Below are 22,031 nucleotides of genomic sequence, written 5' to 3'. Positions count from 1 at the left end.
AAGACTTAAAGAAGTTTACCATAAATCCTTCAAAATTGAAAGGAATATCCCACAAAAATGTTTTTATCCAAGGTCATCCTGGGCCATATTATGGGCAAGGTAGCCCTCCGCACACGCCTGAATAGCTGAAATACAATCATCTAACATCGTAGCGATGCGACCACCGTTCTTTTGATTCTGATCGAGCCGCCGGGCGGTGCTTGATTTATGCACGTCCAAATAACCAAAGTTGGACACGGCAATTGAGCCGTACAGCTGGGCAATTCCGTTAATCGCTAACATTTCGTCCACGCCAAAGTAGGAGTTGTCCTCCGCAATAATGGTTTGTAATGGTTCCGGTAGTTTATGCTCGTTTGCTAGGTTGTCCAGGGTGAGGGCAACCAGCAGGGCGTTCAGAACTTCACGCTTCTTTAGGACCTTGCCCACCGCCATCTGCGCTTCATCAATCGTAATGTCCGGGTTAAATTGAACCTGGTGATCGTAGGCGTGCTGGGCAATCATTGCGAGCGAAATGTCGCGCTTCGCAAACTCCTGGTCAACGTACTCCCATATTTCCCGGTCAGGATAAATTTTAGTTGTCATTTTAATTACCTCACTTTCATCGTAGTCTTTTATTCTACTTAGTTCTTAGGAGGAAAGCAATCATTTCGCAAACGAATTTTGTTTAGTAAACATTACACAATGTTGCCTTGATTTTTTAGTAACGTTTAGTATAATAAAAGCGTAAAGAAAGCGTTTACTTACCAATAGGAGGGGTCATCATGAGTAAGATGATTACGTTTGATGAGGAACAGCGGGTTTTCCACCTGCATAACGACAAGATTTCATACCTGTTTCAGATTGAAAAGGGCGATTTACTAAGCCACCTGTACTACGGCCAGCGGATTCAGGCCTACCACGGCCAGCGCCAATACCCGTACGCAGACCGGGGCTTCTCGGGGAACCTCCCAGGATCCCTTGACCGGACGTACTCGCCGGACTCGCTCCTTCAGGAGTACACCCCCAACGGAATCGGCGACTACCGAATTCCGGCGGTGATTATCCGACAGGAAAATGGTTCACGGGCAACGCGCTTTAAGTACTCCGACTACCGAATTGAAGCGGGAAAGCCAGCACTTAAGGGACTGCCGAGCACGTACGTCGAGGACGGCGACGAAGTCGAAACCCTCGTGGTGACCCTTACGGATGACGTTGCCCACCTGGAGCTCGAACTCCGGTACTCCATCTTTATGGAGCGGGCGGTAATTGCCCGGTCAACCCGGATTATTAACCACGCTGAGGCCCCAGTTTACCTGGAAAAAGCAGCGTCATTACAGTTAGACTTTGCCCCACGGGACTTTGAGGTCATCAGTTTGCCAGGAGCCCACGCCCGGGAACGGCAGATGGAGCGGACGCCGCTGAGCCGGGGCGTGCACTCATACGAAAGTCGGCGGGGAACTACCAGTCACCAGATGAGTAACTTCATTGCCCTGATCGACCCGACCACGACGGAAAATACGGGGGACGCGTACGGGATTTCCCTAATTTACTCGGGGAATCACGCCATGCAGGTTGAACGCGACCAGATTCAGCAGACCCGGGTGGTCGCTGGAATCAACGACTACAACTTCACGTGGAAGTTAAACCCTGAGGACGACTTCCAGACTCCCGAAGCGCTGGTAGCGTACTCGCCAAACGGGCTGAACGGAATGAGTAACACCCTCCAGCACATTGCGCGGGAGCGGATTGCCCGCGGGAAGTGGCGCGACCTTGAGCGGCCAATCCTGGTTAACAACTGGGAAGCAACGTTCATGGACTTTAATGAAGAACGGTTGACCCCAATCGTTGACGATGCTAAGAAGCTCGGAATTGAGATGTTCGTGCTGGATGACGGCTGGTTCGGGCACCGGGACGACGATAACAGTTCTTTAGGTGACTGGTTCGTCGACCAAAAGAAGTTCCCGCACGGCATTAAGCACTTCGTGGATTACGTCCACGCACAGGGGTTGAAGTTTGGGCTGTGGTTCGAGCCAGAAATGATTTCGTTTGATTCTAAGCTGTACGAAGATCACCCGGACTACCTGATGCAGGTTCCGGGCCGGCAGCCATCACCTTCGCGGAACCAGTACATCCTGGACATTACGCGGCCAGAAGTACGGGATAACATCGTTGCTCAGGTGGAAAAGATTCTTCGCGAAAACGACGTGGACTACGTGAAGTGGGACATGAACCGGCACCTGGCTGATGTTTACTCGCTCGGGTTGGCATCTGACCAGGAAGGGGAGGTTTACCACCGCTTTGTCCTGGGACTGTACGACATGTTAGAGCGGATTACGACGGATCTACCGGATATCCTGTTTGAAGGTTGTTCCGGTGGTGGTGGCCGGATCGACTACGGAATGCTGGCATACATGCCGCAATCCTGGACGAGTGACTGTACTGACGCATACGAACGGGAGAAGATTCAGTACGCAACGTCCCTATTCTACCCGAACAGTGGCTTTACGGCGCACGTTTCGGTTATTCCAAACCAGCAAACGGGGCGGAGCGTTTCCTTTGCAACGCGGGGCGCCGTAGCCATGAGCGCGACGTTTGGTTACGAGTTGGACCTGACAAAGTTGACGGCCGAAGAACAGGAACAGGTCAAGCAACAGGTCGCCGAGTACAAGGCAATTCGGCCACTTGTTCAATTTGGAGACTTCTACCGCCTGCGGAGCCCGTACACAACAAACGGGTGCGGCTGGATGTTTGTTTCCCCGGATAAGCGGGAAGTGGTTGTCGACACGTTCCATACCCAGTCCAGCGGGCAGCCGTGTGCCCACGTTACCAAGCTGGTTGGCCTCGACCCGCAGAAGCAGTACGAGGATCTGGCAACCCATACGGTATACGGTGGCGATGAGTTGATGCGGATGGGGCTGTATGATCCCCTCGTGCACGAGGACTACACCGCTAAGGCCTACCACTTTAAGGCCAGGGATTAGTAGGTAACGCGTTACCAAGATTAAAAACCAGGACAGTTAAAATTGATGTGCACCCCAAATCTTGGACAGGGTAAATCCAAGATTTGGGGTGTTTTTTATGCGTTTTTAATTTGTCGGTACGGAAGTGCTTTCATTATTAATGAATTACGGGGCAATAACTGGTATACTCACGATAAAGCATTGTTGAAAAAAATAGGTTATACGCCGGCGTACGAGAAAAGGAACTGGAAAATGGCACGAATTTTTGTTGTTGAGGACGATTTAGCAATTACAACCCCGTTAATTGCCATGCTAAAAAAGTGGCAACACACGGTGGCAACGGTCCAGTCGTGGGATAACGTGACCGCCGAAGCCGTTGCGTTTAACCTGGCACTAATTACAATGGACATCACGCTCCCAACGTATGATGGTTTTTATTGGACCACCCAACTTCACCAGGCATTGCCAACCGTCCCCATTATCTTTCTAACAGCAGCAACCACCGCTGAGGCGGGGAGCAGGGCCATTGCTGCCGGCGCAAGCGACTTCATCGAAAAGCCGCTGACCATTGACTACCTGCTCGCCAAGATTAACCTGCTTCTTCAGAACCCAGCGACTAATGAAGTTATTCGGGGAGCCTACACCTTTAACCCGGTTACTAATCAGCTAACGTGCGGCGCCACTTCAATTCGCGTAACGCCCACGGAGGGAATAATTCTGCGGCTCCTGCTCACGGTAGCGCCCGAACCCGTCATGCGGTCAACGCTGGTAAGTGCGCTGTGGAGTGCTGACGTTTTCATTAACGACGATGCGCTGACGACAAACGTTAGTCGGCTCCGGAAAAAAGTTGCGGTTCTCGGCGGGACACGCGCGCCGATTGAGACTGTCCGGGGGGTGGGCTACCGGTGGAACGACTAAAACATCTTATCGGGCAGACCGTTACCGCGCTGTTGCCAATTATTCTTGGGTACGGGGCAGTACTAGGTGTTCTTATAATTCTTACGAAACTGGTTCCTGGAACCCGCCAAATTGCCATCCTGTTTTTCCAGTTTTCCTGGCCAGTGGTTATTGCGTGGGGTGGTGTCCGAGTAGTCCGCCTATCCCAGGTTCGTTCCCGGTTACGGCGGCATGATTATGATTTTGCGGCTCCCTTGTCCGCTCAGCCTTATCTTCAAGAATTAAGACGGTTAAGGCGGGAAAAGCGCGCCCTTGAATTAGAAATCGGGAAGTTGACGGATCAACGTCACGAATACCTTGAATTGTGGGCTCATGAACTTAAAACCCCGCTCACAGCGCTTAAATTAGAGGCCCGCCAGTGTCCGCCACAGCAACGCCAACGGCTAACAACCCAGCTAACGGCGGTTGACCACCAGGTTGAAATGCTGCTTACGGCGGAACGGTTACGCCTTATTCATAACGACCTTGGTTTTACCGAGGTAAACCTCCGAAAATCAATTACCGGGACGGTCCGCCGGTTAGCGCCGGTTCTTACCGGAAAAGATATTGCAGTCAGGCTGGACATTTCCCCGACAATCACGGTCCTCACGGATCCCACCTGGTGGACGTTTGTGGTCCGGCAGTTACTCCTTAACGCGGCCCAGTATAGCTCACCGGGGAAGACCATTACGGTTAGTGTTCAGCACCAAGCGGTTTTGATTAGTGACCAGGGATACGGCATTCCCGCAGCTGACCAGCCGCAGATTTTCAAGGAAGGGTTTACCGGTCACAATGGCCGTGCCCATAATCCCAACGCAACCGGAATGGGCCTGTACCTCGTTCACCAGGTATGCGCCGTTTTAGGAATTAAGGTGACGGTCTCATCGGTTGTTAACCAGGGAACGACCGTCCACCTTACGTTTGCGTCAAACAAACTAAACAATAACAAATTGTAAGGCTACTGGTAGTTTTGTAAGGAAACGGGCCAGTAGTTCTTTATATACTGGGATTATCAAGAATAAGGAGGACTTAGAAGTGGCTTTTCTAGAACTAACCCACGTTAAGGAGACGTTTGGCCGGGGGATGAACCAGGTTCACGCCCTGCGGGATATTAACCTGACCGTTGAGCGGGGGTCGTTTGTGGCCATCATGGGGGAATCCGGGGCGGGAAAATCGACCCTGCTTAACATCATCGCCACCCTCACGCCAGCAACTGCGGGAACGGTGACGCTTGCTGGAAATGACATTACGACCCTAAACGAAGCGGCCCGGGCGAAATTTCGCCGGCAGCACATTGGCTTTATTTTTCAGCACTTTAACCTGTTGCCTGAATTAAATAACAGGGATAACATTCTTTTACCCGTGATTCTTGCGGACAAGACGGATAGACACTCCGCGGAGCAGGTTGATGAGTTGGCCGAATCACTGGGGATTGCTGCGCTCCTATCACGGTATCCGGGCGAAATCTCGGGCGGGCAGCAACAACGAGTGGCAGTGGCCCGGGCGCTCATTACGCACCCTGACCTTATTTTGGCGGACGAACCAACGGGCGCCCTTGATTCGCAAACAACTCAAACGCTGTTAGCCACGTTACAGGGCGTTCACGCTCACCAGCAAACCATCGTAATGGTCACCCACAGTGCTGAGGCTGCAAGTTACGCCGAACGAACCCTCTTCATTAAGGATGGGGTAGTGTTTAATGACGTTTACCGCGGGGATCAACCACGAACGGCGTACGCCGCATCGTTAATCCAAACCCAGTTAGCCCTCAGCACCGCGCAGGAAGGGGGAATGAGCTAATGATTGCCCTTAAACTTGCATTTCGGGGAATGCGCGCCAACCGCCGAATTTACGTTCCGAATTTAATCGCAACGGCACTGCTCGTAGCGGTTAACTACATCATCCTTGCGGTGACCGCTAACCAAAGCATTCACCACCTGCTTTTCGGCAAGCAACTCGTTACCCTGCTTCACCTGACATTTGAACTGACGATAATTATCACGGTTGCTTTTTTGGTGTACGTTAGCTCCACGACAGCGCGCAGTGAGGCCCACGAGTTCCGGGTATACACGCTTCTCGGGTTGGCCCCGCTTAACAAACGGCTGATCATCGTAATTCGGCAAACATGCGTTACGGTGGGGGCACTGGGACTAGGACTTTTACTGGGACTTAACTTTGAACGCTTTGTTTTCATGGCGCTCGCCCGCATCCTCGGGATTCCGCACTTTCACGCGCCGTTCTTGGGTGGTCCGCTAGTAAAGTGTGGGGTAATCTTCATCATTATTTCCGGCGGGTTAATTCTGTTCCGCCTGTTTTATCATCCATCCGGTAAATCAAAGGGACAACCAACGAACCGGCTGCCGTGGCTTGGGGGAATTGCCGGCATTTTGGCAACCGCGACGGGATACTACTTGTCGATGACCAGTAAACCAGGGATGGACACCATCCCCACGTTTATGCTGATTAACGTTCTGGTAATCGCGGGCATGTATGGGTGTTTCATTGCGGGAAGCATTCTCGTGTTAAACCTGTTGCAGCATAACCGGCGACTGTACTATCACCGCCGGCGGTTCATTATCATTTCCGGGCTCCGCCAACGCATGCGCCAAAACGGGGCAAGCCTTGCGGGAATCTGTGTTATGGTCACCAGCGTTCTGCTTTCCATGATTGCGGTCGTTAGTTTAATGGCGGGGGAGCACAGCTTAATTCGGTTGTGGAACCCCGAAGATGTCATTACGGCAACGGCTAAACCGTTTTCCCCAGCACAACGGCAAATAATCAGGCAAACTGCACACCGCCACCACTTAGCGGTGACGGATTACCAGCAAAGCGTCATGACTGCACCAATTATGGGAAACTTAACGAAGAACGGGCAGTTTACCCCAACGAAGCCGCGGTATCAGGTGGCCTTCGTTCCGGTGGACGAGTATAACCGGGTGACCCATACTCATTACCAGCTTCGGGATAACCAAGCGCTCGTTTACTGTCCTGATAACCAGTTACACCTCACCGCACTCACCGTTAACCAACACCACTTTACGGTGACGCACCGGTTAAAAAGGTACCCGCTGTTTTACGACTACCAGCACGCAATTTACCAACCAGTATTTGTAATTTTAAGTAGCCGTAAGCAGTGTGCCCAGACGAGCCGCACCCCGTGGTTGTACACAACGTTCTTTAACACGGACGGGAAAAAACGCGATAAGGTGCGGTTTGCGGATGACCTGCAGGCACGGTTGCACCTTACAAACGAAGAATACACCGCCAAGTACCAGCAGGGACCGCTCCTAGCAACCCTGTTTGGGGGCGCGCTTTTCATCGGGATCATCGTCAGCATCGTCTTCATCACCGTGACGGTCATGCTGATTTACTATAAGCAACTTGCTGAGGGGCTGCAGGACCGGGCCCGGTTCCAAACGCTCTTTCAGCTGGGGCTGAGCGCAAGGGAAACGCAACGAATTGTGCGGACCCAGGTGCTAACGGTTTTCCTTCTGCCACTTGCTGGCGCACTCCTGAACACGTGCTTTGCTTTTCCGGCAATGCGCAGCATGTTAAAGTTGTTTTCGATTTATAACGGAAAAATGATTCTTCTTGTTAGCCTGATAACCGCCGGATTGATTGGAATTGGGTATGCGCTCATCTACCTCTTAACGGCACGGAACTACTACGCAATCATTCACGATCACCGGATTAACGGGACGAGTGATTGGTGAAAGCAGGTGCTCCGTGGACGGATAATAATTATCATTTTTATAAAAAGCATAGTTATTTATTAAAACCCCGGGAATTCCCGCTTTTTAGTGGCCCTTCTGGAACAGCCATGGTATCTTATCATCACAGTCAGTTACCCTTAGGTCTGAATAAGGAGGATGCCATGACAAATCAGGCGACAACTACAGCGTTGAACCAAGTTATTGCCGACATCAGCCAGCTGCGGGTTAACGTGCAGCAATACCACTGGTACATGCGCGGCGAGCAGTTTTTTAAACTTCATCCGTTGATGGATGACTACCTTGCCCAGTTGGGAACCCACCTTGATGAAGTAGCGGAACGGCTTATTATCATCGGCGGGGCGCCACTGTCAACAACCCATGAATTTACGGCGCATACTAAGCTTCCTGATGATAAACTGACGTGGGGGCAAGAACCACTTACGCAGATGGTTGCCGGCTTAGTCCGGCAATTCAAGGTTTTGCGCGATGATTACGCGGCGGCGATTGCCGTGACGGAGGACGCGCACGACCTGACCACCCAGGATATGCTGATTGAGTTTAAGGGTGAGTGTGAGAAAAACATCTGGATGCTTAACGCGTACCTGGGTAAGGACGCAACGGCATAGAATGATAGTAACCTTATGAATAGAGGAGGGTGGGGGAGACTTCCCCCACTTTTTAGTGGCTTCAAGTTATAAAAAGTTATAAAATGAAACTGGAGTTATAAAAAGTTATAAAAAAGAATGAGGAGGGGACCGCGATGAATCCGTTTAACCCTAACTTCGGTCGGATGCCGCAACTTTTTCTGGACCGCGATCAAATTGTTCAGGACTATGTCACTGAAATCAATGAAGGGTTTGACACCCCAGTTCAAACAACCGTAATCTACGGCGTTCGGGGGGCGGGGAAAACAGCGCTTCTCACTGACATCTGCAACCAATTGCAGCAAAATGATTGGCTGGTTATTAACCTCATTGGAAACGACGACATTCTAGCTTCCCTTGTTTCTCAGCTTTACCATGCGGTTACCCCGCCACTTCAAAGGGCGTTTAACCATCTTCAGGGGATGCAAATTGTTCATATTGGGGTGTCATTTACCCAGGAAACGACGGGGACAACCGCCGAGTATCAGACCCTTTTGATGACCATGTTGCGGAAGGTTGCTGACCATCATATGCGTGTAATGCTTGTGATTGATGAAGTGAAGTCCACCCAATCAATGCGGACGTTTGCAAGCTTATACCAATTGCTCATTCGTGAAAATCTCCCTGTCGCCCTCATCATGACTGGACTCCCCGAAAACATCTCCGAGTTGCAGAATAACAGTGTTTTAACGTTTCTTCTGCGGAGCCACCGGATTGAACTGCAGCCCCTTAACCCGACGGTAATGATTCAGTCGTTTGCCCAAAAATTTAAGGAGGGAAAACGGCAGGTGAACATGACAGTGCTAAACAGCATTACAGCGTTGACTCGCGGGTATGCGTATGCCTTCCAGTTAATCGGCTACCTTATTTGGAAACATACCCAACCGGGGGATGTGATTGATGAGCAGTTAATTGAAGAGCTGCTTCCCGAATATCAACTAGGATTAAGCCGCAACGCATATACTAAAATCTACCAAGATCTTTCGGAGCACGACCGCCTGTTTATCCGGGCAATGGCAGCCGAACCAACGGCAAAGGTTAAGATGAAACAAATCCAGGAGCGTACGCACAAACCAGCTAATTATCTGTCGAATTACCGGCAACGACTCCTTGCTAGTCAAATAATTCGAAGTGCAGGGTACGGTTATGTTGCGTTTACACTGCCACAATTCAAGGAGTTCGTGCAGTGGTACGGGGCGTATGATGATGCGGGGTTTTAATGTTATTACTTTAGATATTTTGTGTGTCGCAATTAATTAGTAAACCTGGTATACTCACAGTACAAATAAGGAGGCGATTGAATGGAACGACTCATTTGGATTATTTTCACGGGAGCAGTTATCGGGTTAGCTGCTGAATTATTAGTCAGAAGTTCCCGGCGTTTACGGGGAAAGCTTCTCCTGTGGTGCGGCCTCATTGGAGCTGTGATTGGCGACGTCTTTTTAGGAGAATGGGGAATCCAATACGGGGCGCTCTATCTGTTGCCGGCAATTGTCGGGGCCTTTACGTTTGTGGTAATCGGACTTATTCTGCGGAGCATCTTTATCGAACCAAACGATCCGCGAAATTAGTTTATTTTAAAATATTCGAATAATAGTTTTACGAGGTGGTAATCCTAGTGGTTACAGCCTCTTTTTTATGCTGACACCTTTTTTCGCGCCAATTCCCCTTATTCCAAGTAAAAATGAGTATAATAGAACGCGGTTTATAAACTATCGAAAGGAAGGTTCACATGGGTTCGCATCGTTTTAATGGCCGGTTAGTCTTCTTTTTTATTCTCGGCCTTATTCTGAATGCCGGGGGAAACGCCCTCACAGTCGCCCTTAACTTAGGAAGCCCGGTATGGACCGCAACATGTGTCAACGTCGCCCGCGCCCTGCACGTTTCATTGGGCCTTATTATGGTTTACTGGGGGGCAGCGCTGATAATTGCAACTATTTTGATTACCCGTAAAATTCAAGGCTGGCGCACGGTTAAAAACGTGGTTTTCATGGTCTTATTTGCTGCACTCGTTAACTGGCTGAGTAAGTGGTTTGAGCAAACACCCCTGATGACCCTTCCCATAATTGTGCGGGTTCTCTTGGACTTTGGTGGAATCGGCCTGATTGCTGCTGGTGTTTCGCTGTATCAGCGCGTTAACTGGATGTTGCACCCGTGTGACGACCTAATGCAGATTGTGCGCTTTAGGTTTTTTGGAGGAAGCGCCAACCGGGCAATGCTCGCCGTTTATCTTCCAGCAGTTCTTATTACGGTCCTATGTGTCTGGGACACGCATCATCTGTGGGCGGTTAATATTGGAACCATCTTTGCGCTTGTTTTTCAGGGCTGGTTAATTGGCGTTGCCGACCGGCGGTTATTCCGTCAATTAAAGCATCGTGGTTTTGATGATTAGTAACACAACTTTCCATCTTAATGACCGAACGCAACCGCTCAGCGCGTCTCTCAGCACCCGTTGGTTTTGACTAGTTATGTGTAAAAAGGACATGGACTGTTAAAAAAACATGACTGGTTGGCGGCTTAATAATAATGACATTGAAATCCCGTGAAACCGGCACATTGCGGGATAAAAGTCCCCTGACTGAACTTGACGACTTCTGTCATTAAAACTATAATTTTAATAACAGGTCATTCGGAACAGTCCGAACTCCCCCATAACCAAGACATCGCTTTAAGGAGGATTTTAACCATGGATCACGACCGATACTTACCGCTAATCAAAAAGGAATTGCAACACTTACCAGATTACGTCCGGGATTTTTACCTGCAAACGAATCATTCGGTCACGACGATTTACCAGTACCTGACTGAATTCCGGCGGTTCTTTAACTGGCTACGGGAAGCTGGAATTACGGATGCAACCGAAAACGCCGCCGTTGCCGTTGAAACGTTAGCCAAGCTGCGGCGGACGGATATCATGCTATACATTGATTATTTGAAACATTCAACCAACAAGCAAGGCCGACCAAATTCACCAACGTCGATTAACCGGTCAATTAACGCGCTGCGGTCGCTCTTTAAGTTTTTAACGGTGACGGCCGATACGGTTGACGGGAAACCGTACTTTACCCAAAACGTCATGCTCAAGGTGGATTCCCTGAACGCGACCGAAACCCTGAACTACCGGGCGCACAACCTGGAAACGCACATGTACACCGGCGAACGAAAATATGAATTCATCGAGTACATGCAAAACCAGTACGAGAAGGACTGTGATCCGCGCGCTAAGGCGGCGTTTAAGAAGAACAAGGAACGCGACATTTGTATTGCTGCGCTCATTCTTGGGACCGGCGTCCGGGTGTCGGAAGCGGCCAACATTAACGTGGCGGACCTGCACCTGACGGACGGCATGCTCGACGTCATCCGTAAAGGTGGGATGCGGGATGCCGTCCCGATTGCGCCGTGGGTCATGCCGTACATCCAGGACTACGTGGCAATTCGGAAGGATCGCTACAACCCACCAAAAGACCAGCACGCCTTCTTCCTGACGCAGTACCACGGTACGGTGCGGCGGATTACGTACAACTCAATTGAAAAGCTGATTAAAAAGTACTCAACTGCGTTTGGCCACCCGCTTACCCCCCACAAGCTGCGGCACACCCTCGCTTCTGAGCTTTACGGCATCACCAAGGATCAGGTGCTTGTATCCCAGCAGCTCGGGCAAAAAGGAACCTCAGCAACGGACCTGTACACCCACGTTAACCAGGAAGCGCAGAAGGATGCGTTGAAACAGTTAAAATAAACAAAAGGATCACCCGTAATCGTCTAGATGACGTTCAGGTGGTCCTTGTATTATTTAAAGTAAATGGTCGGCTACTAAACACTCAGCGATTTGCACCGTGTTCCAGGCCGCGCCCTTCAATAAATTATCTGCAACAATCCACATGTTAAAGCATCCGGGATTCTCGCTATCAGGCCGAATCCGCCCAACGTACGTTTCCCGGTGTCCTTCCGCGGTTAGTGGTTGCGGGTAGACCTGGTTACTTGGATCATCCAGCACGACAACTCCTGGTGCCTTGCTTAATACTCGCCGGAGATCGGCTGCCGTAACCGTGGGGTTGCCCGTATCAATATAAACGGATTCCCCGTGACCGATTGCGACCGGAACCCGCACGCAAGTGGCCGTAACCTTAATGGCCGGGTCGTTCATCTCCCCGCACATAATCTTTTTAGTTTCGTGAATCATTTTCCACTCCTCGTGCGAGTAGCCGTCGTCTTCGAACACGTCAATCTGCGGCAAAAGATTAAACGCTAACGGGTAGTGCTGAGCATCCCCCTTAGTGGGGAAAATATTGGCGGTCATTGGTTGCTGATCAAGGTGTTGTTGCGTTTCGGCATATAACTCGTTTAATGCCTGCTGACCCGCTCCTGATGCCGCTTGATAGGTAGAAACAATCACCTGCTTTAATCCAAAAGCCTGCTGAAGTGGCGCTAAAGCAACCACCATTTGGATGGTTGAGCAGTTGGGATTAGCGATAATGCCGTGGTGCTTCTTTAAGCTCGCCCGGTTAACCTCCGGAACAACCAGCGGAACCGTGGGAGCCATCCGAAAGGCACTTGTATTATCCACACAAACTGCCCCTTGCTTAACAGCTGCTGGTAGTAAAGCCTTCGAAACTGCTCCCCCAGCGGATGCTAAAACAAGGTCAACCCCCGCAAAGCTATCCGGGGTAGCTTCTTCGACGGTAACCGGGGTGTTGCTCACCATTAACTGCTTCCCTGCAGACCGGGATGATGCCAGTAACTTAACGTGGTTAACCGGGATTGTCGCTTGTTCTAATTGTTCAATAATGCGGTTACCCACCGCCCCAGTTGCCCCTAAAATTGCAACGTTATAACTCCGTGTCATTAATAAAACCCCTTTTCTAATTTAAATACTCATTTCGTCCTATAAAATCCTTTAACCGCCCCATCGCCTTTTTTATCTGGGAAAGTTGGGTGGCATACGATAACCTGACGTATCCTTCTCCCCCGGGACCAAAAATTTGCCCCGGAATGCACCCGACGCCTGCCTGATATGCTAGTTTCAGGGCAAATTTCCGATCATCCGTACCGTATCGTTCAGGAACACGCATAAACAGGTAGAACGCTCCCCGCGGTTGGATGTATGAAATGCCCATTGCTGTTAGCGCCGCTGTAAGAAACTGCTGTCGTTTGTAATACCGGGAGCGGGCCCCCTTCACCGCCCGTTCATCCCGGTACGCCTGAACAGCCGCGTACTGGGCGGGATTTGACGGCGCGGTGACAAGGTACGAGTGCAACTTGGCAATTTCCCGCATTAAATCCTGCGGACCGACAACCGCCCCAACACGGTAGCCGGTCATCGCGTGTGACTTTGACAAGCCAGTTACCACAATAGTCCGTTCCGGAATAAACCGCGCTAATGAAACGTGCGAATGGTTATACGTCAGTTGCCCGTAAATTTCATCGGCAATGGCAATTAGGTGGTGCGCCCTAATCACCTGAGCAAGTGCCCGCATTTCCTGAGCCGAGTACGTTATTCCGGTTGGATTGTGCGGATAATTAAGGATAATTGCCCGTACATTTGGGTGTTGCCTGAGTTCTTCATCCAGACGCAGTGCAGTTAATTTAAACCGTTCAGGGGCAGTATTAACTGAAACGGGCTGAGCCCCAACAAACTTCAACATGGGAATATATAATGGGTATGCTGGAGTGGGCACGATTACCTGGTCCCCCGGGTTAAACGCCGCCATAATCGCGGCGGCCAATCCCTCAGTCGACCCAACGGTTGTAATAATCTCGGTCGCCGGATCATAATCAACTTGTTGCGTTTTGACCATAAATGCCGCAACTGCTTGGCGTAACGAAAGAATGCCTGCAGCCGCGGAATAATGGGAATGATTCCGCCAAATGCTCATGGTTGCTGCCACCTTAACGCTCAGGGGCGTCTTCAAATCCGGCTCCCCCACCGTCAACTTAATCAGGTGGGGAATTGAGGCAATCTGATTATTAAAGGCCCGAATCCCCGCGGGTTGAAGGTTAGCCAACACCCAGTTGGTTTGGGATGAAACGTCCTTACCTAATAAAACCATTCTCCTTCCCCCCTATAATAGGTTTTCTAGCCCAACAACCATGTGATCGAGGGCAGTGACCTTCTGAAGGGCAATGCGCACTCCAGCCATGAAAGACTCCCGGTCAAAGGAATCCTGCCGAATCGTCAATGCTTCTCCCGGAGCACCAAACAACACCTGCTCGTGGGCCACGTACCCTGGCAACCTAACCGCATGGACCGGGACGCCATCATATGATGCACCCCGCGCTGCCAGGTTCTCCGCCTGCACATTGAGGTGTTGCTTCCGGGCAGCAGCAATCGCTCTGGCCGTTGCAATCGCAGTACCGGACGGCGCATCCCGCTTGTCGGCATGGTGCATCTCCACTACCTCCGCGTCGGGAAAATACTGCGCCGCAATCGCTGCAAACTTCATTAGTAAAACGGCGGAAAGCCCGAAGTTTGGCGCAATAATTCCTCCCCGGTGTAACTGTGCAGCCCGGGTAATTAATTGCTGGCGGGCTGCTTCCGGCATTCCGGTCGTTCCTACCACCGGATACATTCCGTGATTCAGTGCAAACGACACGTTTTCAGTAACCGCCCCTGGAACGGTAAAATCAATCCAAATAGTTGCGTCCGTTTGGATTTCGGTTAATCGGGTAAACACGCGAACGCTCCCAGCTAAACTGTAGTCTGCAGGATTTTCACTGGTAGCAGTCGGGGAATAAACCGCGCTGACTTCAAAATTCGGCATTCGGTCAATCAGGTTGAGGACCTTTTCCCCCATTGCGCCGGTAAACCCGGCAACAAGCACCTTAGTTGTTTTCATTGTGAGGACCTCCTAGGTTGAGTGGTAACGGATGAGTGAACGCATCTTCTGATAAACCCAACGCTTCCGCCAACTGTGCTTGTTCCGCAGCTTTCAGCGGAACTAACGGTAACCGGACATTTGTTGTCGTACTGTTTTGCGCTGCTAATACCGTTTTGACCGGCGTGGGTGACGGAAACATAAACAGTGCCTCCATTCGTGGAGTCAGCCAGCGTTGAAGCTGCCCGGCCCGGGAAATGTTGCCGGCCATTAGTTCGTCATACATCGCACGCATTTGTTCGCCGTAAACATGAGCAGCCACCGAAATAATTCCGTTGGCGCCGATTGTGCGGGCAGAAAGCGCCTGAACATCCTCGCCGCTATATACCAAAAAATCGCTGGGGGTCTGGTCAACAATTTGTTCAAGTTTTTCTAACGAAGAACACTGCTTAATTCCAACAATCCCGGCAACGTTCGCTAACCGGGCAACCGTTGCGGGCTCCATTTCAACCCCGGTTCGTCCAGGAATGTTGTAAATCATTATTGGTAGTTCGCTAACCTGAGCAACGGCCGTAAAGTGGGCAACCATGCCCGCCTGGCTCGGCTTGTTGTAGTAGGGAACAACCACTAGCGCGGCATCAATGCCCGGAATGGCCGCCACTTCCCTGGTAAACGCAACGGTTTGGGCTGTATTATTGCTGCCGGTTCCCGCAATCACAACACCGCGGCCACCAACCATTTGTGCAAACCGTTGGTATAACGTCATTTTTTCGTCGTGGGTTAGCGTTGGCCCCTCACCGGTAGTCCCCCCGATGACAAACCCGCGGGTCCCCGTTGCCAGCAGGCGGTTAGTTAGTTTTTCCAGGGCGGCGTAATCAATTTTACCTTCCGTAGTAAACGGTGTAATAATCGCGGTAATGATATCCGCCGCTTTAAACCGTACTTTTAACTGTGTATTCATTCTAATCGTCCTCCATTCTTGCATTTAAAAAGTTCACCATTGCGCTTACCCCCGCACTTAACGCCGCTTCGTTCGGTGTGAACGTCGCGGAGTGAAGCGCAGCGTCCGTTCCCACTCCCAGCCAAAACATCGTCCCCGGGAACTTACTGAGCAGGAATCCGAAATCCTCCCCCGTCATTGCGGGCGGGGTCGGAATAAAGTTAATTTTAGGATTTTCCTTCATATAATTAATGAACCGGCCAGTCAACTGATTGTTATTAATAACGGGCAGGTATCCTCCCTGACGCATCGCTAGATCTGCCGTACAGTCAAAACTGGTTGCAATTCCGGCGCTAATGGCCTGTAACCGCCGCTTAATCTGAAGAATTGTTTCCTGTGTTAAACCCCGAATCGTCCCCGCAACGTGTGCTGTTCCAGCAATCACGTTCCGGATTGTGCCAGCAGTGGCGCTACCAATCGTTACCACGCCACTCTTAAGCGGATCAATATTCCGCGCAACAATGGTCTGGGCTTGCATAATAAACGCCGCCATTGCAACCGCCATGTCATTTGCCCGGTGGGGAAAGGCTGCGTGCCCCTGCTTCCCGTGAAGCGTTAGGTCAAACTCGGTTGTGCCGGCAAAGAGCGTCCCGCGACGGCAACCGATCGCACCAGCTGGCAGTTCTGGATTAACGTGCAGTCCGTAAAATTCAGTTGGCCGCCACTTTCCCGTAAACACGTCCAGGTCAAACGCCCGCTTCCCACCGAAATCCTGTTCCTCTGCCGGCTGGAAAAAGAACACCAGGTCGTCTTGCGGTTGATGTTCGCTAAAGTAACTCAGGATTCCCAGGGCCACCGTCATGTGAAAATCATGTCCGCATGCGTGCATTCTGCCGGGAAACCGCGAAGCAAATGGCAACCCAGTTTCTTCGGTTACAGGAAGAGCATCGATATCCGCCCGGTAACCGATAATCCGGTGCGGCTCCTTACCTTGCACCCGCACCAGCAGGGCCGTTGGCAGTGCGGGAATTTCCCGTATTGTAAGGTACTGGTGGTTAAACGACTGAATCACCCTGAGCAGTAGTTCGTGCGTTTTTGTTTCATGAAGTGCCAGTTCCGGAATTTGGTGGAACTGACGCCGAATTCGAATCAAATCATTACCCGTAAGTTCCATCGATCTATCCCCTATCCCCTTAATCCATCTTCAAGCGCCGTCTTGTGCGCCGTTTTAGCATCTTTCCTTTTAATCACCCGGGCGGGAACTCCCGCAACCACGGTGTTAGGAGCCACGTCGTGCGTGACTACCGCCCCCGCAGCAATCACTGAATCGTGGCCAACCCGCACACCCTCCAACACCACGGCATTGGCCCCGACCATGACGTTATCTTCAATAACTACTGGCTGGGCACTTGCTGGTTCAATTACCCCGGCTAAAACGCTTCCCGCACCAATATGGCAGTGGCGGCCAACCTGGGCTCGGCCCCCCAGCACTACGCCCATATCAATCATTGTCTCCTCCCCGATTACGGCTCCAATATTAATAATGGCGCCCATCATAATTACCGCCCGGTCTCCGATTTCGACCTGGTCGCGGATAATTACGCCAGGTTCGATTCGGGCATTCGTGTCAATATAATCCAGTAGCGGAACCGCGCTGTTACGGGCAATCAATTCCACGTGGGTTGTTTCAATCACCTTGGTATGCGCCGTAATGAAGGGCTTAATCCTTCCCCAATCGCCGATCAGAATAGCCATGGTGGGCGTATGAAAAGCGGCGATTTCCGGAGGAAATGGAACGGCCGTAAACTTTCCCTGAAGATAAACCCGCACAGGGGTTGTCTTCGGAGCATTCCCAATGTAGTCAATCATTTCCTGCGTACTCATTTGTTTCATCATTCATTACTCCCTTCGTACGATAAATCATTAGTTACGAGCTGCGCATAACTTTCGCGCTGAATTACTAGTTGCGCCCGGCCACGCTGCGCAAAAACAACTGCTGGCCGACAATTCCGGTTGTAGTTGGATGCCATTGAATACCCGTACGCCCCGGTAACGGGGACCGCGACAATATCACCGGCGGCCACCGGCGCAATCCGTAAGTCATCAACTAAAACATCTCCCGATTCGCAGTACTTGCCAACCAGACGAACATGTTGAGTCGCCGGCGCGGTGGGGCAAGCGGCATTTACCGCCGTGTAGCGGGCATTGTATAAGGCAGGGCGAATGTTATCCCCCATTCCCCCGTCGATGGCAACGTACGGCAACCTTCCGGGAACATGTTTTTCGCTCCCCACGGTATATAACGTTGTCCCGGCAGGCCCTACGAGCGCGCGTCCCGGTTCAACCCATAGCGCGGGGAGCGGTAAGTGCGCCTGGTCAAAGGCCCGCTTTACGGTAGTGGTTATTGTTGTAAGCATCGTTTTAAGCGGAACGGGATGATCATCTTCTGTGTACTGAACCCCGAACCCGCCGCCAATATTAAGAATTGCAGGAATGACTGCGAAGTTGCGTTTCCACTGCGTAATGAGGACACATAACCGATTAACCGCCGCTACGAAGCCATCCGGTACGAAAATCTGCGAACCGATATGGGCATGAACGCCAATAAAGTTCATGCGGGAACAGGCTAAAACCCGTTGCAGTGCGGTAGTGGCTTGCCCTGAAGCAAGGTCAAACCCAAACTTACTATCGGTCTGACCGGTCGTAATGTACCGGTGAGTATGGGCTTCCACCCCGGGCGTCACCCGCAGCATCACGTTAACCGTGGCGTTGTTGCCAGTTAGAACCTGCTTTAACAAGTTAATTTCATGGAAATTGTCAATAATGATTGACCCAACATGGCTGGCCACTGCGAATTCCAGCTCTGCTTTCGTTTTATTGTTCCCGTGAAAACTAATGCGTTCCGGCGGGAAATGGGCTTGCAGTGCGGTATAGAGTTCGCCTCCTGATACCACATCAACGTGACACCCTAAACGGGCCATTAACTGGTAAATTGCGATACACGAGAACGCCTTACTTGCGTAACAAACCGCGTGTGCAAGGCCAGAAGCCGTCAGTGTTTGCGTGAATTGAGAAACAGCCGCTTTAATCTGATCAACGTCGTATACGATTAACGGCGTCTCGTATTTGCGAGTAAGTGCCAGGGCATCACATCCCCCAAGCATCAGGTGGCCAGATGGCGTTGTTGTGAATTGATTTGGAAATGGCATCTTAATTCCCCCATACGTTCAAGTACAGGGCGCTAAAAAATCCCCCGTGTGTGCGCCACACAGGGGAATCTACGTAACCTATTAGTCAAAATTAGTGTAGAAATCCGGTGTCGATAGCGCCCCGCAAGCTTTTATTTTCTTGCGACAGTCTGAAGCCTCTTAAACTTCAACCCAGCAAACCAGAAATATTTCCCTTCCTGGCGCTTCGGCGACCGCTCCTTTCACTTGGGATCATTGTTCGGAAATAAACTAACCCAAGATACTAATATTGGTCGCGCCTCTTCGACTTGGCTTTAATTTACACTGTCACCAACCAAATGTCAATCACTAATCTGATTTTAATTTCAATTAATTTATTTCTTCCTTAAATGCCACAATTAATTACCAATTTACCTGTATTTTAGGTGTTGACAGTGGGAAATCGGTTATTAAAATAAAACGTAATCTTTCACAGAATTCTTATTTGGAGGGGAAATTACATGAAAGTAGTTAAGTTTGGGGGAAGCTCCCTCGCAGATGGGCCCCACGTTGAACGGGCAATCGCAATCATCAAAGAAGATCCAGAACGCCGAATAATCGTTACGTCTGCTCCCGGAAAACGTTCAGCTGATGATGTTAAGGTGACCGATTTATTAATTGCGTATGCAACCGCAGTCCTTCATCGTGATGATTATGCCGAAATTCGGGAAAAAATTATTCGGCGATACTTTGAAATTGCGGCGTTCTTTGATTTACCGCAAAAGGCGCTGCAATTTATCCCACAAACAATTACTTCCCTGGCGGAAACCGCCTTCCCCAATGCAGACTACCTAATGGCCGCCTTTAAGGCCACCGGGGAACGGCTGAACGCCTTTCTGCTTGCCGCCCTCCTTAACCACCAGGGAATCACTGCGCAGTTTATTGATCCAAAAGAAGCAGGGATTATTGTTAGTGATCAGCTTGGGCCTAATAACGCAACGGTTCTACCTCAAACCTACAGTCACCTTGCGCGGTTCTGGGAAAGCCGTGAAGTTTTGGTAATTCCTGGCTTTTACGGCTACACCCCTAATGGCGAAGTTGCGACATTTTCCCGCGGCGGGTCGGATATTACTGGCGCCATTATCGCCCGGGGAGTTGCAGCTGAATGCTACGAAAATTTTACGGATGTCGATGCGATTTATGCGGCTAATCCCACGGTTGTTTCTCATCCGCGACCAATTAAAGAGATGACGTACCGGGAAATGCGTGAACTGGCGTATGCGGGATTTTCCGTGTTTCACGACGAGGCACTCATCCCAGCAATTGCGGGGAAGATTCCGGTGATCGTAAAAAACACCAATGCGCCCCAGCGTCCGGGAACCCGCATTATTCCCGCTACGAACTTTAAGCCGCAGACGACGATTACGGGGGTTGCCTGCGCCCGCAATTTTAGTGCGCTCTACCTGCATAAGTACCTACTAAATAAGGAGGTTGGCGTTACCCTCAAGATCTTAAAAATTTTATCGGCGCACGGCATTTCGTACGAGCACATGCCGTCTGGGATCGACGACCTCACGATTATTACGCGTACTAGCCAGCTAACCCCCGCTCTCCGGCAGCAAATTGCTCTTGACATCCAAGCCGCAGTGCAACCCGATCACCTTGAATGGATTGACGACTACGCCATTATCATGGTTGTCGGCGAGGGAATGCACGACCGCATCGGAACAACGAATGGCGTGACCACGGCGCTCGCCCAAGCCAACGTTGCCATTCACATGATTAACCAGGGAGCATCCCGAATTTCTATCATGGTGGGAGTTCGCGCAAGTGACGCTGACCGGGGAACTGCCGCGATTTACAATTACTTTGAAAAGGAGGACGCTTAAAATGAAAATCTTTCGTGTGCACGGTTCGGAAAACCGCTTTGCCCTTATCCCCGCACCGCTTTCGCTCCAGTTACCCGTGGCTGAAAGCCAGTTTCCGGCCTACCTGCGGCAAAGAATTCCCGTTCTCCGGAATATTGACGGCGTATTATTAGTTTGCCCCACGACGCACTCCGGGTGTCAGGGGCGGATGGCGATTATCAATAGCGATGGCACTCACGCTAAAATGTGTGGGAACGGGTTACGCGCGGTCGCCCGGTACTTAGCCTCCACGGCTTCCAGCCCGACCTTTAAGGTTGCGACCGACGAAGCAGCGCTTACCGTGCGGGTTCACACGGATCTCGCCCCTGGGGTACCGGCGATTGGCGTTGAGATTTCACCCGTCCGTTTTCAACCAGCGGCGTTGCCCATGACTAATTTAGGGGGCGCTCCGGTGATAAATGCCGCCATTCCTGCCCTTGATCCCCACCTCCGTTTTACGGCAGTTGCCGTCCCTAACCCCCACCTGATTAGCTTCGTCCCATCCGTTCGGGAAGCCCAAGCAACACTTGAAAAGTTGGGGAAGACGCTCAACGCTCCCAACCCGTATTTCCCGGATGGGGTCAACGTTAGTTTTGCTGAAGTTCGCAACGACCAGACGTTATTTGTGCAGACCTATGAACGCGGCGTGGGTTTTACCAACGCCTGCGGTACCGGAATGGCGGCAACCAGCCTCAGCTACGTTACTGTTCACCACCCGGAGCTGGTTGAACAGCCCCTCACCATTTTCAATCCTGGCGGGATGGTGCAAACCATTGTTCACCAAGAAAAAACCGGGCGGCAATGGATCGAGTTAATCGGTAACGCAACCGTTACCCATGAAATCACCGTTAACGCAGATTTTGCCCCGCTTTCAGTCGTTGAAACCAATGAGGAGCATGCTTATCAACAGTGGGTCCACCAGCTCTCTCAGGCGTAAGCCAACCGAAAACATTTTTTAAGCATAGTTAAT

The 22,031-nt window shown here is 51.0% G+C and carries 20 protein-coding genes and 1 riboswitch; of the genes, 12 read left to right on the top strand and 8 right to left on the bottom strand.

Going from position 1 to position 22,031, the window contains the following annotated elements:
- Window positions 1–63 precede the first annotated feature (63 nt).
- On the bottom strand, window positions 64–582 hold the full coding sequence (locus QOR60_RS02295) for a phosphatidylglycerophosphatase A family protein (RefSeq protein ID WP_283581743.1): 519 nt from the start codon (window positions 580–582) through the stop codon (window positions 64–66).
- Window positions 583–761: 179 nt separating this feature from the next.
- On the opposite strand from QOR60_RS02295, the gene QOR60_RS02290 reads away from it, so the two are divergent.
- From QOR60_RS02290 to xerS, 10 genes are all read left to right on the top strand, one after another.
- Complete coding sequence (locus QOR60_RS02290) at window positions 762–2,960, top strand: alpha-galactosidase (RefSeq protein ID WP_283581742.1); 2,199 nt, start codon at window positions 762–764, stop codon at window positions 2,958–2,960.
- A 231-nt stretch (window positions 2,961–3,191) separates the two neighbouring features.
- Window positions 3,192–3,857 (top strand): response regulator transcription factor, encoded by a 666-nt coding sequence (locus QOR60_RS02285; protein WP_283581741.1) that lies wholly within the window; start codon window positions 3,192–3,194, stop codon window positions 3,855–3,857.
- Window positions 3,845–4,831: a sensor histidine kinase gene (locus tag QOR60_RS02280; RefSeq protein ID WP_283581740.1), complete on the top strand. Its 987-nt coding sequence runs from the start codon at window positions 3,845–3,847 to the stop codon at window positions 4,829–4,831. The genes QOR60_RS02285 and QOR60_RS02280 overlap by 13 nt, the downstream gene beginning before the upstream one ends.
- Before the next feature lie 79 nt (window positions 4,832–4,910).
- A complete protein-coding gene (locus tag QOR60_RS02275) occupies window positions 4,911–5,675 on the top strand; it encodes an ABC transporter ATP-binding protein (protein ID WP_283581739.1) in 765 nt (254 codons plus the stop codon).
- Window positions 5,675–7,588 (top strand): hypothetical protein, encoded by a 1,914-nt coding sequence (locus QOR60_RS02270; RefSeq protein ID WP_283581738.1) that lies wholly within the window; start codon window positions 5,675–5,677, stop codon window positions 7,586–7,588. The genes QOR60_RS02275 and QOR60_RS02270 overlap by 1 nt, the downstream gene beginning before the upstream one ends.
- 161 nt (window positions 7,589–7,749) lie before the next feature.
- Entirely contained in the window at window positions 7,750–8,214 is a 465-nt protein-coding gene (locus tag QOR60_RS02265) for a Dps family protein (RefSeq protein WP_283581737.1), read from the top strand.
- 134 nt (window positions 8,215–8,348) lie between these two features.
- Window positions 8,349–9,452, top strand: coding sequence for an AAA family ATPase (locus QOR60_RS02260; protein WP_283581736.1), 1,104 nt, complete (start codon window positions 8,349–8,351; stop codon window positions 9,450–9,452).
- Window positions 9,453–9,533: 81 nt separating this feature from the next.
- Complete coding sequence (locus tag QOR60_RS02255) at window positions 9,534–9,803, top strand: GlsB/YeaQ/YmgE family stress response membrane protein (RefSeq protein ID WP_283581735.1); 270 nt, start codon at window positions 9,534–9,536, stop codon at window positions 9,801–9,803.
- Window positions 9,804–9,964: 161 nt separating this feature from the next.
- Complete coding sequence (locus tag QOR60_RS02250; RefSeq protein WP_283581734.1) at window positions 9,965–10,624, top strand: hypothetical protein; 660 nt, start codon at window positions 9,965–9,967, stop codon at window positions 10,622–10,624.
- Between the two features lie 294 nt (window positions 10,625–10,918).
- Entirely contained in the window at window positions 10,919–11,971 is a 1,053-nt protein-coding gene (gene xerS, locus QOR60_RS02245) for a tyrosine recombinase XerS (protein ID WP_283581733.1), read from the top strand.
- Between the two features lie 54 nt (window positions 11,972–12,025).
- Here xerS and QOR60_RS02240 read toward each other — a convergent pair whose 3' ends face one another.
- From QOR60_RS02240 to lysA, 7 genes are read right to left on the bottom strand one after another with little or no spacing between them, the layout of a single operon-like run.
- The gene (locus QOR60_RS02240; protein WP_283581732.1) at window positions 12,026–13,078 is read right to left on the bottom strand and encodes an aspartate-semialdehyde dehydrogenase; all 1,053 of its coding nucleotides are present in this window, start codon (window positions 13,076–13,078) and stop codon (window positions 12,026–12,028) included.
- Window positions 13,079–13,094: 16 nt separating this feature from the next.
- Entirely contained in the window at window positions 13,095–14,282 is a 1,188-nt protein-coding gene (locus tag QOR60_RS02235) for an aminotransferase class I/II-fold pyridoxal phosphate-dependent enzyme (protein ID WP_283581731.1), read from the bottom strand.
- A gap of 12 nt (window positions 14,283–14,294) precedes the next feature.
- On the bottom strand, window positions 14,295–15,068 hold the full coding sequence (dapB, locus tag QOR60_RS02230; protein WP_283581730.1) for a 4-hydroxy-tetrahydrodipicolinate reductase: 774 nt from the start codon (window positions 15,066–15,068) through the stop codon (window positions 14,295–14,297).
- A complete protein-coding gene (gene dapA, locus QOR60_RS02225) occupies window positions 15,055–16,008 on the bottom strand; it encodes a 4-hydroxy-tetrahydrodipicolinate synthase (protein ID WP_283581729.1) in 954 nt (317 codons plus the stop codon). The genes dapB and dapA overlap by 14 nt, the downstream gene beginning before the upstream one ends.
- 1 nt (window position 16,009) lies before the next feature.
- Complete coding sequence (locus tag QOR60_RS02220; protein WP_283581728.1) at window positions 16,010–17,161, bottom strand: N-acetyldiaminopimelate deacetylase; 1,152 nt, start codon at window positions 17,159–17,161, stop codon at window positions 16,010–16,012.
- An 11-nt stretch (window positions 17,162–17,172) separates the two neighbouring features.
- On the bottom strand, window positions 17,173–17,880 hold the full coding sequence (gene dapD / locus QOR60_RS02215) for a 2,3,4,5-tetrahydropyridine-2,6-dicarboxylate N-acetyltransferase (protein ID WP_283581727.1): 708 nt from the start codon (window positions 17,878–17,880) through the stop codon (window positions 17,173–17,175).
- The gene (gene lysA, locus QOR60_RS02210) at window positions 17,880–19,196 is read right to left on the bottom strand and encodes a diaminopimelate decarboxylase (RefSeq protein ID WP_283581726.1); all 1,317 of its coding nucleotides are present in this window, start codon (window positions 19,194–19,196) and stop codon (window positions 17,880–17,882) included. Before lysA ends, dapD begins: the two co-directional genes overlap by 1 nt.
- Window positions 19,197–19,301: 105 nt before the next feature.
- Window positions 19,302–19,487, bottom strand: a riboswitch (Lysine riboswitch).
- 188 nt (window positions 19,488–19,675) lie between these two features.
- On the opposite strand from lysA, the gene QOR60_RS02205 reads away from it, so the two are divergent.
- Together QOR60_RS02205 and dapF are read left to right on the top strand one after the other, a co-directional pair.
- The gene (locus QOR60_RS02205; protein WP_283581725.1) at window positions 19,676–21,043 is read left to right on the top strand and encodes an aspartate kinase; all 1,368 of its coding nucleotides are present in this window, start codon (window positions 19,676–19,678) and stop codon (window positions 21,041–21,043) included.
- Between the two features lies 1 nt (window position 21,044).
- Window positions 21,045–21,998 carry a diaminopimelate epimerase gene (dapF, locus tag QOR60_RS02200; RefSeq protein WP_283581724.1) on the top strand — a complete coding sequence of 318 codons (954 nt, stop codon included), beginning with the start codon at window positions 21,045–21,047 and terminating at the stop codon, window positions 21,996–21,998.
- Window positions 21,999–22,031 lie beyond the last annotated feature (33 nt).

The sequence above is a fragment of the Ligilactobacillus hohenheimensis genome, from assembly GCF_947381805.1.
Classification (GTDB): Bacteria; Bacillota; Bacilli; order Lactobacillales; family Lactobacillaceae; genus Ligilactobacillus; species Ligilactobacillus hohenheimensis.
The sequence above is the reverse complement of the archived record's forward strand: the minus strand, read 5'-3'. Positions and strand labels throughout refer to the sequence as shown.